General features: G+C 38.1%; 9 protein-coding genes, 1 tRNA gene and 1 riboswitch. Of the genes, 7 read left to right on the top strand and 3 right to left on the bottom strand.

Annotated elements, in window-relative coordinates:
- Positions 1 to 53: 53 nt before the first annotated feature.
- A tRNA-Ser gene (locus FC27_RS07125) sits at positions 54 to 144 on the top strand.
- A 181-nt stretch (positions 145 to 325) separates the two neighbouring features.
- On the opposite strand, the gene FC27_RS07120 is transcribed toward FC27_RS07125, so the two are convergent.
- The 3 genes from FC27_RS07120 to FC27_RS07110 all read right to left on the bottom strand — a co-directional run bounded on the left by FC27_RS07120 (position 326) and on the right by FC27_RS07110 (position 3,674).
- The gene (locus tag FC27_RS07120; protein WP_010623384.1) at positions 326 to 979 is read right to left on the bottom strand and encodes a DUF3862 domain-containing protein; all 654 of its coding nucleotides are present in this window, start codon (positions 977 to 979) and stop codon (positions 326 to 328) included.
- Positions 980 to 1,319: 340 nt separating this feature from the next.
- Complete coding sequence (dapF, locus tag FC27_RS07115; protein WP_010623385.1) at positions 1,320 to 2,300, bottom strand: diaminopimelate epimerase; 981 nt, start codon at positions 2,298 to 2,300, stop codon at positions 1,320 to 1,322.
- The gene (locus FC27_RS07110) at positions 2,301 to 3,674 is read right to left on the bottom strand and encodes an aspartate kinase (protein WP_010623386.1); all 1,374 of its coding nucleotides are present in this window, start codon (positions 3,672 to 3,674) and stop codon (positions 2,301 to 2,303) included.
- 163 nt (positions 3,675 to 3,837) lie between these two features.
- A riboswitch (Lysine riboswitch) is annotated at positions 3,838 to 4,019 on the top strand.
- A gap of 109 nt (positions 4,020 to 4,128) precedes the next feature.
- Here FC27_RS07110 and lysA point away from each other — a divergent pair.
- The 6 genes from lysA to FC27_RS07080 are packed head-to-tail and all read left to right on the top strand — an operon-like array spanning position 4,129 to position 10,192.
- Complete coding sequence (gene lysA / locus FC27_RS07105; protein WP_010623387.1) at positions 4,129 to 5,430, top strand: diaminopimelate decarboxylase; 1,302 nt, start codon at positions 4,129 to 4,131, stop codon at positions 5,428 to 5,430.
- 16 nt (positions 5,431 to 5,446) lie between these two features.
- A complete protein-coding gene (gene dapD / locus FC27_RS07100; protein ID WP_010623388.1) occupies positions 5,447 to 6,151 on the top strand; it encodes a 2,3,4,5-tetrahydropyridine-2,6-dicarboxylate N-acetyltransferase in 705 nt (234 codons plus the stop codon).
- A 3-nt stretch (positions 6,152 to 6,154) separates the two neighbouring features.
- Positions 6,155 to 7,303 carry an N-acetyldiaminopimelate deacetylase gene (locus FC27_RS07095; RefSeq protein ID WP_010623389.1) on the top strand — a complete coding sequence of 383 codons (1,149 nt, stop codon included), beginning with the start codon at positions 6,155 to 6,157 and terminating at the stop codon, positions 7,301 to 7,303.
- Positions 7,304 to 7,314: 11 nt separating this feature from the next.
- Positions 7,315 to 8,202, top strand: a complete 888-nt coding sequence (dapA, locus tag FC27_RS07090) for a 4-hydroxy-tetrahydrodipicolinate synthase (RefSeq protein ID WP_010623390.1) — start codon at positions 7,315 to 7,317, stop codon at positions 8,200 to 8,202.
- Positions 8,199 to 8,975: a 4-hydroxy-tetrahydrodipicolinate reductase gene (dapB, locus tag FC27_RS07085; RefSeq protein WP_010623391.1), complete on the top strand. Its 777-nt coding sequence runs from the start codon at positions 8,199 to 8,201 to the stop codon at positions 8,973 to 8,975. The genes dapA and dapB overlap by 4 nt, the downstream gene beginning before the upstream one ends.
- A 17-nt stretch (positions 8,976 to 8,992) precedes the next feature.
- The gene (locus FC27_RS07080; protein WP_010623392.1) at positions 8,993 to 10,192 is read left to right on the top strand and encodes an aminotransferase class I/II-fold pyridoxal phosphate-dependent enzyme; all 1,200 of its coding nucleotides are present in this window, start codon (positions 8,993 to 8,995) and stop codon (positions 10,190 to 10,192) included.
- The last annotated feature ends 3 nt before the right edge of the window (positions 10,193 to 10,195 follow it).

The following is a 10,195-nucleotide window of genomic DNA, read 5'->3' as shown; positions in this document are numbered from 1 at the left end:
TCGAGTCTGACATCCGGAGTTTTCAAATTACCTTATATTGTCAGTAAAATTACGGAGAATTGTCCGAGTGGCTGAAGGAGCATGATTGGAAATCATGTATACGGGTTTTAACCTGTATCAAGGGTTCAAATCCCTTATTCTCCGCTTAGAATTCGACATTTTAAAGTAATTTTTCCCAATTTAGCTTCATTAGACATATGTCTGATGAAGCTTTTTTGTTATCATTTATTTGATCCAATACTTAGCTTTGGCCAAATAAAAGACGCCTAATTCAAATTTTGAATTAGGCGTTGTTGATAATATTAAGTTATAAAATTAAAAAAATTTAACTCATACTTGCTTGGCTTTTTCCACTAACCGCACCATCACTAATGGTTACATTAAAGTTAGCTCCTAAATCTCCAGATATATTGGAGGTATATGAAAGAATTTTAGTTGAAGTACCCATAATTGAACTTTCATTCAAACTATTTGGTTTTCCTAGTATGTTGATTACATCATCCTCTGATTGGCCATTTTGGATGGAATTGAAATCTGCCAAAGAGATTTTTTTGCGATCAACTTTTAGTCCGGAGATACTTTTGCTGCTGGCAAGATTATTTATAAAAGACACGGAAACGTTAGAAACAACACCTCCACCGGCAACATCATTCCATATATAAAGTTCAGAACTGGTGTTACCGATTGATGAATTAGAAGTTGAGTCTGCAGAACCAAACATTGATGTTATTTTTTCTTTAGAATCACCATTATCACCAATTTGAATAGAATTATATTGATCCTCGGTAATTCCAGCTTCTTTATCAGATTTTGTTTCTTTTTTTTCAGTGACCGTTTTAGAATTAGATGCACGTTCATTGTTGCCGCTTGTAGATTCTGGTGCCAAATTCCCTAGTACAAATATTATTGCAAATACAGCTATTACCCAGAACCACCATCTCTTAAGTAACGGCTTCTTTGCTTTATATTGTCTTCCCATGTGTATACACTCCCTATATTTAAGCTTTTACAGTCTTCAGGATCTGGACTAGGAAAACAATATAGGTTTTATTAATCACTATCTTATCGATGTTGTATTTTTTTTGTTATTTCTAAGAAATATGTAGTACAGTATTTTACTGTTAGCATTATGTTTAGGAATATTAGTTATTAAAATATAGCAGGATATTAGTTATTTTTTAAAACCAATTAAAACTAGAGTAGAAATCCATCTTTATTAATATAAAATATGGATAAATATTATTATACATGAAAATTAAAGTTAAACAAAAGTAAAAAAATAGCGCCTAATTCATTTTCTGAATTAGGCGCTATTTTAGTTATTTAACTACTTGTTTAACAAATTCTTGATAATCGTTTTCTTCACCGGTATCTTCGACTTTGATATCATCGAAGTTCAACTGATGAAGATCTTTTTCTTCGAGTTCTATGGTATGGGTAAAGGTTGCATTACCGATCAAATGTATCTGACTTGTTTCTTTCGGGTCATTTAAAGTTATTTTTGTTTTGACCATACCACCGGGATTGCGGACGTTGATTTCTTTATTTTCATCAAAATCAGCTGGGTGAAGTAATGCGAATGCTAGGGAAGTGGCGGACATGCCCGTTCCACAAGCATTGGTGAATCCTACGCCACGCTCATATGTTTGGACAAACAGTTTGTTGTTATCGAGAATTGATGCAAAACTGACGTTTACTCCTTCGGGGAAGTAAGGATTCGGATCATTTAAGTACTTACCTAGACTACCAAGATCTTCAGGATCAACTTCGTCAACAAAGCTGATCAAATGAGGATTCGGTACAGCAATGGCAGTAAAAGTGTAACCAGGTAAAAATTCGGGGATCTTTTGATTGATCATTTCTGACATATCGTTATATTTGAACGGAAGATCTTCAGCTTTGAAAGAAATTGGAGATATTTCAACACTAAAAGCTGGGACGTTATTGGCTAAATCTGGATACTTTTCGACATGCAGGTTTGTTTCTATCGTTTCAACAGAGAATGAGTCTTGTTGGAATTTCTCTGATAAATAACGACTGACAGTTCTTAATCCATTGCCACACATCTTGGCCTCAGAACCATCGGCATTGATGACTCTCATTTGTCCTAAGCAATTTTTATCCTTAGGGTCGTTAATTACTAAGACCCCATCGGCACCGTTTAAGATACCAGTATTTTCGTCGCAGATCTCAATTGCTAAAGAGCTGAGTTCTGCATCAGTCAGTTGTGTTTTTAATTGTGTTTGGTCGAGAATAAAGAATCTGTTCTCAGAACCGTGAACTTGTAATAATTGGACCATTTATTCCACCTCATCACTATTATTGAAAAATGTATCGTAGATATGACGAACGGCTTTATCGGCATCTTTCATCCGGGTACCGATCATGATCGAGATACGTGATGCACCTTGGTTGATCATATGGATTGCGATATTGTTTTCTGTTAAGGAATCGATGATTTTACCCATTGTATCAACTGTATGGGCAATTCCTTCACCTACGACCATTATAATAGCATAATCGTCGATCCATTCAATATAATCAGGGTCGAGTGTTTCTTTGATATCATTGCAAAGATCCTTGATCATTGATTTAGAAAGCTTACTCCGATCGAAGATGATTGTTAAATCATCAATACCAGAAGGCATGTGTTCATAGGAAATACCATACCGATAAAAAATCTTTAGTAGTTGTAGAGTAAAACCGACTTCCTTATTCAGTAAGTAACGGTGTAAGTATAAGGCGGAAAAACGTTTTGAACTAGCAATACCAGTAATTGGATTGGCTGGATTGAATAAAAATTGCTCCGGTACGATCAAAGTCCCGGGAGCACTCGGGTTGTTGGTATTTTTAACATTGACCGGAACTTGACCCTGAACCGCGGGAATGATGGCCTCATCCTGAAAGACAGAAAAACCAGCATAAGATAGTTCCCGCATCTCACGATAGGACATCTTCGTGATTGCTGCCGGATGATCGACCACGTGATTATTGGCCACGTAGATAGCATCGACATCGGTAAAGTTTTCATAAAGATCAGCTTTAAAACCACGGCTCAAGATGGCACCGGTGATATCTGAACCACCACGAGTGAAAGTGTAGATCGAACCGTCCTCACTGTAACCAAAGAACCCGGGAAAGACCACTCGTTGCTCGTCAAATTTATATTTACTCAAATTCAAATAAGTATCTTCCAGGACGTCAGCATTATTAGGTTCGCCACCGACGAGGAAACCAGCATCCTTAGGGTCCAAGAATTTGGCGGGAATTCCTTTTTTGTTCAAAATTGCTGCCAGCATAATAGCGTTCATGTATTCACCATGTGCTTTGAAGGCAGCCATGAGGTGGTCATCGTCGGAAAACTTTTCGGTAGCAAGCGACGATAATTTTTGCTTAATGGTATCGATGGTGCTATTTTCTAGTTCAAAGTAATCACTGATTTCCTGATAACGTTGGATCAAGGAATCCAATGTTGCATGGTGATCTTTTTTTTGTAAGACTTTTTGAGCGTAATCGATCAACAGATCGGTCACTTTGATGTCGCCATCAAAACGTTTTCCTGGAGCAGAGGTTACGATCACCTTTCTATCTGAGTCATCAGAAATGATATCGATAACTTTATTAAATTGCTCCCCTGTGGCGAGTGAACTACCACCAAACTTAACTACTTTCACTAAAATCACCTCATAAATATCCTGAAAATTAATATGTTTTTAATGAAAACTTTAGCATCTTTGCGTGGTAAATCAAGTAGTTTATATTGAAAGTTAGAAAATTACTCTAATTTACTCAAATAGACTTGACGAATTATTAGACTTGTTATAATGTTTAAATCAACAAATGAATAGAGGTTGCAACAGACATGAGTACGCAAGGGAGTTCCTGTATGAACGAAGAACTTGTTTAAAGGGGATGTTGCCGAAGCGCTAGGTTGTACAGAACTTAGTGTGCTGGGACTTATCAATAATATGATATGGACTGTCGTAGCAAAAATGTCGGCTACGGTGCGCTTACGACAAATATGATGCAGAATAAATTTCGATTCTTGGATCTCTTTGTTTAGTGTAAGCAAAGAGGTCTTTTTTTATCTCACTATTCATTGAGTCCAAAAAAAGGTAGATTAAATTTATGATTAGCAGTGAACTAAAGACAAATGATCAAAACCATTTAATTATTGGTGGAGTTGATTCAGTAAAATTGGCTCATAAGTATGGCACGCCATTAGTCGTATATGACGTAGAAAAGATTCGCCAACAGATCAAACGATTTAAATCTAGCTTTGATGAAAGCGGCTTGAAGTATGAAATCAGTTATGCTAGCAAAGCCTTCGCCGCTATCGGGATGTACCAAGTCCTTAAACAAGAAGGCCTGCACACTGATGTCGTTTCTGGCGGTGAGTTATACACCGCATTAAAGGCAGGTTTTCCAGCTGACAAGATCAGCTTTCACGGTAATAACAAATCTTATCAGGAATTGGAAATGGCAGTTGACAATCACATTGGCGTCGTCATTCTCGATAACTTTCTAGAAATTGAATTATTAAAGAAAGTCCTTCAAGAAAAACATACTTCAATCAATGTCATGTTGCGGTTGACCCCAGGAATTTCCGCTCATACTCATAAGTATGATCAGACCGGACAAGTCGACAGCAAATTTGGTTTCGACGTTGAATCAGGACAGGATAAAAAAGCTTTAAAGCAAGTTCTTGCCATTCCAGAAATGAAGTTGATTGGTATCCACGCTCACATAGGTTCACAAATTTTTGGGGTTCAAGGATTTGAAATGTTAGCCCAGAAAATGGTCGATATCTCAGCTGAATGGAAAAAAGAATTTGAATATAAACCAGAAATATTGAATCTCGGTGGTGGCTTTGGAATTAGCTATACCGATGAAGATGAACCAATCGGACCAGATATATTTATTAATAAAATTATTACTACTTTAAAGGAAGCAACACAAAAAGCTGATTTAGTTTTACCAGAAGTTTGGATCGAACCTGGACGTTCAATCGTTGGACCGGCTGGTTTTAATCTTTATACAGTTGGATCAAGAAAAGATATCCCGGGAATGACTTCTTACATCAACGTTGACGGAGGGATGGGTGACAATATTCGCCCAGCACTTTATCAAGCTAAATATGAAGCAGTCGTTACTAATAAAATGAAGGCTGAATTGACGGAAGTCGATCACTTAGCCGGTAAGTATTGTGAGTCTGGTGATATCTTAATCGATAAACAGAAATTTCCAGCACTCGTGCCAGGAGATATCGTTGCAATGCTCGATACTGGAGCCTACGGATATTCAATGGCATCGAATTATAATTTGAATCCTAGACCTGCAGTGGTCTTCGCTGAAAATGGACAAGATAAGTTAGTAATAGAGAGAGAAAGCTTTGCTGACTTGATCAAATTAGATAAAAGTTACCTATAATTTTGGAGGAATATTGATGACAAAAATGGATGCACAAGAAATTATTGATTTTATTGGTAATTCGCAGAAAGCTACACCAGTTAAGGCCTATATTAAAGGAGATCTTTCCAAATTAGATATTCCTAAAGATGTTCAAGATTTTTCAACGAAAGCTTTCGGGATCCTTTTCGGAGATTATAAAGAAATCGAACCATTATTAAAAAATTCCGCAGTCGAAGATTATTACTTGGAAACTGCCGCACAAAATTCAGCTGTACCATTGCTGGACATTAAAAAAATTAATGCGCGAATTGAACCAGGCGCAATCATCCGTGACCAAGTTGAGATTGGTGATAATGCAGTTGTCATGATGGGAGCTGTTATCAATATTGGAGCTGAGATTGGCAAGGGAACAATGATCGATATGGGGGCTGTCCTAGGTGGTCGTGCGATTGTTGGAGAGAATTCTCACATTGGTGCAAACGCCGTTTTAGCTGGAGTTATTGAACCAGCTTCAGCTGATCCAGTCAGAATTGGTAATAACGTAACTGTTGGTGCAAATGCAGTCGTCCTTGAAGGGGTTCAAGTCGGTGATAATGCGGTCGTTGGTGCTGGAGCAGTTGTAACTAAAGATGTTGCAGCTAATGAAGTTGTTGCTGGCGTTCCAGCTAAACTTCTCAAAGTAAAAGATCAAAAGACTACCGATAAAACACATATTGAAAACACATTGAGGAAGCTGTAAAAAATGAGTTTAACAGGTGAAGATTTAATAAATATCAGGCGTGACCTCCACAAGATACCGGAATTAGCGTTAAAAGAAGTTCAGACCCATGAGTATTTAAAAAATAAAATTTCTGAATTTCCACAAGACTTTTTAGAAATCAAAGAGTTTTCAGAGTTACCAACAGCACTTTTTGTTAGGATAATTGGGAGTGCACCAAAAAGAACGATTGGTTATCGAGCAGATATGGATGCTCTACCAGTAATGGAAACAAATGATTTATATTATCGTTCAGTCAATCCAGGCATCATGCATGCTTGTGGTCATGATCTTCATATGACAGTGGCTTTAGGTTTGATCAGTTATTTTGCTGAAAACCAACCTAGTGATAATTTATTGTTTTTCTTTCAACCAGCTGAAGAAGCTGAGAGTGGTGGTAAACAAGCCTATGATTTAGGATTGTTCAGTGGAAAATATCGACCAGATGAATTTTATGGTTTACATGATAATGCCGATTTGACAACCGGAATCATCGGATGCCGCAATGGTACCTTATTCGCTGGAACCACTGAAGTTAATGTCACTATTCATGGGATGAGTGGTCATGCCGCTTATCCTCATAAGGCAAATGATGCAGTTGTGATTGCCGCGAATTTCATCGAACAAGTTCAAACGATTATTTCACGAAGCATCGATCCAGTTAAATGTGGGGTGATCACCTTCGGTAAATTAGAAGCTGGTACGATCCGAAATATCATCGCTGGAAAGGCTCGAATTGAAGGTACAATTCGGGGTTTGAATCAAGAAATGATCTTATATATCCGCCAACGGATCATGGATGTTGCCAAAGGACTAGAATCTTCATTCAATTGTCAGATCGAAGTTGAATTCAATCAAGGTGGTTATTATCCAGTTGAAAATGACCCAGCATTGACGAAGAATTTTATTGATTATATGCAAAATAATGAAAATGTTAAATTTCAGGAGACTGCACCAGCCATGACAGGTGAGGATTTTGGTTACTTATTATCGAAATTCCCTGGAACGATGTTTTGGTTAGGAGTTGCCAGTCCGGGTGCCTTACATTCAACAGATTTCTTGCCACATGAAGAGGCAATAATTGATGGTGTTGAAGCCTTCAAAGGATTCTTAAAATATCGAATGAATATGTAAAGGAGAATATTATGTTTGAAAATGTAGATTTAATGACAGCTATTATTACTCCGTTTAATGACGAAGGGACCGAGATCAATTTCGATGCATTGGAAAATTTGACCAATCATCTATTGGAGACAGGCTCAAAAGGCTTTGTCATCGGCGGTACTACAGGTGAAACACCTACTTTGAGTGAAGCCGAAAAACTGGAACTTTATACTAAGTTTGCTGAGATTGTTAATGGTCGTGTACCAATTATTGCTGGTGCTGGTAGTAACGATACTCAAGGTACGATCGACTTTGTTAACAAACTTTCAAAAATTGAAGGTATCGATATGGCTTTGGTAGTGGTTCCTTATTACAACAAGCCTAATCAAAGAGGGATGAAGGCACACTTCCAAGCTGTTGCTGACGCTTCAGGTATCCCTATCATTATCTACAACATTCCTGGCCGGACAGGTGTCCTGATGGCTAAGGAAACTGTTGTTGAATTATCACAATATCCAAATATCGCTGGCGTAAAGCAATGCAATACTATGGAAGACTTGCAATATATCGTTGAGAATTCGGCTGACAATTTTCTTGTCTACAGTGGTGAGGATGCCCAAGCCCTATTTGCAAAAGTTATTGGAGCCAACGGTGTTATCTCGGTTGCAGCTCATATTTATGGCAATGAGATGTCTACGATGTATCAGAAGCTTGAAGATGGCGACTATTTAGGTGCTGGCAAATTACAAAGATTTCTCACCCCAAAGATGGCAGCATTATTTATGTATCCATCACCATCACCTGTTAAGGCAGTTTTGAACGATCGAGGTTATAATGTAGGTACTTGTCGTTTACCAATTCTGCCACTGAACGATGAGGAAAAGAACAAGTTGTATCAAGCATTAGATTTGGAGGAGGCAAAGTCGTGATAAAAGTTATTGTTTCAGGATTTACAGGTTCTATGGGTCAAAAAGTTTTGGCCATGATCAACGGGGAGAATGACCTACAATTAGTCGCTGTTTTTAACCCCGTTGCCAAAAGTCAAGATCCAGCTGATTATGATTTGGATAGTTCAGTCAAAGTTTATAATGACTATTCACAAATTGATGTCGATGCCGATATTTGGATCGATTTCAGTATTCCATCAGCGGTCTTTGACAATACAAAATTTGCAATTGAGCACAATATTAAACCAGTCATCGGTACTAGTGGGATGAGTGAAGACCAAATTGCTGAGTTGAAAAAGCTTGCTGATGATAAAAAGCTTGGTGGCATCATTGCCTCAAACTTTGGCGTCTCAGCTGTGTTGATGATGAAATTTGCTCAAGTTGCTGCCAAGTATTTTGATCATTCGGAGATCCTGGAATTTCATCACGAAGATAAATTGGATGCTCCTTCAGGAACAGCTATGAATACCGCTAAATTGATCCATGATGTTCAACAAAAGGATCAAGTTAACAATAAAAACGAGCAGGACAAGATTGGTGCTCGTGGCGGCGATTACCACGGGATCAAGATCCATGCGGTCCGTTTACCAGGTTTTGTAGCTGATGAAGAAGTGGTCTTTGGTGGACAAGGTGAAACACTTACGATTAAACAGAGTACGACCGATCGCAATTCGTTTATGAAGGGCGTTCGCATTGCCATCACCGAAGTCATGAAACGAGATGAACTGGTGGTTGGCCTAGAAAAAATCATATAATAAGTAGGTGGAGCCAAATGCCAGAACTAGCAAAGAGTTTACAAAACGTTGAGAATAAATTTTTAAAAACCATAGGAAATAACAAGATCCGTTTATTTAATCAGGAGTTTTCAAAGTACCCCGGTACGATCAAATTAGTTGTCGGAGAACCAGATTTCAATACACCTGAGCATGTTAAACAAGCTGCCATCAAGAGTATTCAAGACAATTATTCCCATTATTCACCACAAAAGGGATTCGATAGTTTAAGACAAGCCATCAGTAATTACTTGAATTCACGCTATGACCTAACTTATGATCCCGAATCAGAGATCATTGTTACAGTCGGTGCTACAGAAGCTATTTATCTTTCCGTAGCTTCGATCATCAATGTCGGCGACAAGGTCATCATTCCCACACCAGCTTTTTCTTTTTACGCTTCTACTGTCAAAGCTTTAGGCGGGGTACCTGTCGAAGTAGACGTGACTGACAATGATTTTAAGTTGAACAGTCAGAGATTGCGTGACGTGATTGCTTCAGAAGGTGAGGATAATATTAAAGCAGTGATCCTAAACTTCCCAAGTAATCCTACAGGAGTAGCTTATGATCAGGCTGAAATCGAAGATTTGGCTTCAGTTATTCGTGGTAAGAGCATCTACGTGATCTGCGATGAAATTTATAGTGAGTTAGTTTATGACGTTAAACACGTTCCCTTTGCCAGCGTCTTACCAGAGCAAACTATTTTGATCAATGGAGTCTCAAAATCTCATTCAATGACTGGTTATCGAATTGGATATATTGCAGCTCCTGCTTCCTTTGTAGCTGAAACAGATAAACTACATGCGTTCACGACTACTGCTGCTACTAATGCGGCTCAGTTTGGTGCCGAGGAAGCTTTAAAGAATGGCCTCGATGATCCAATTCAAACCCGTAAGATCTACAAGCAGCGTCGTGATTATTTGGTCAAAGAATTGAATGATTTAGGTTATCCGACTTTGAATCCGCAAGGTGCCTTTTACGTCTTTCCTAAGATACCTAAGGAATTTGGACTCAATTCGGAGAGCTTTGCCAGAAAATTGGCAAAAGATGCTCGTGTTGGAGTGATTCCTGGTAGTATTTTTGGTAAGGGTGGCGATAGCTACTTTAGGATCTCATATGCGGTTCCTTTGGATGATTTGAAGGAAGCTATTAAACGGATCAAAAAATTTACGGAAGATTTTGAACATGAATTAGCATAGAAA

It is taken from the genome of Companilactobacillus versmoldensis DSM 14857 = KCTC 3814 (assembly GCF_001434295.1).
In the GTDB taxonomy this organism is placed as follows: domain Bacteria; phylum Bacillota; class Bacilli; order Lactobacillales; family Lactobacillaceae; genus Companilactobacillus; species Companilactobacillus versmoldensis.
This window is presented reverse-complemented; position numbering and strand designations above follow the sequence as displayed.

Bases quoted from the DNA above. Each gene is read 5' to 3' on its own strand.
- FC27_RS07120 (WP_010623384.1), bottom strand. From the start codon at position 979: ATGGGAAGACAATATAAAGCAAAGAAGCCGTTACTTAAGAGATGGTGG.
- dapF (WP_010623385.1), bottom strand. From the start codon at position 2,300: ATGGTCCAATTATTACAAGTTCACGGTTCTGAGAACAGATTCTTTATT.
- lysA (WP_010623387.1), top strand. From the start codon at position 4,129: ATGATTAGCAGTGAACTAAAGACAAATGATCAAAACCATTTAATTATT.
- dapD (WP_010623388.1), top strand. From the start codon at position 5,447: ATGACAAAAATGGATGCACAAGAAATTATTGATTTTATTGGTAATTCG.
- FC27_RS07095 (WP_010623389.1), top strand. From the start codon at position 6,155: ATGAGTTTAACAGGTGAAGATTTAATAAATATCAGGCGTGACCTCCAC.
- dapA (WP_010623390.1), top strand. From the start codon at position 7,315: ATGTTTGAAAATGTAGATTTAATGACAGCTATTATTACTCCGTTTAAT.
- FC27_RS07080 (WP_010623392.1), top strand. From the start codon at position 8,993: ATGCCAGAACTAGCAAAGAGTTTACAAAACGTTGAGAATAAATTTTTA.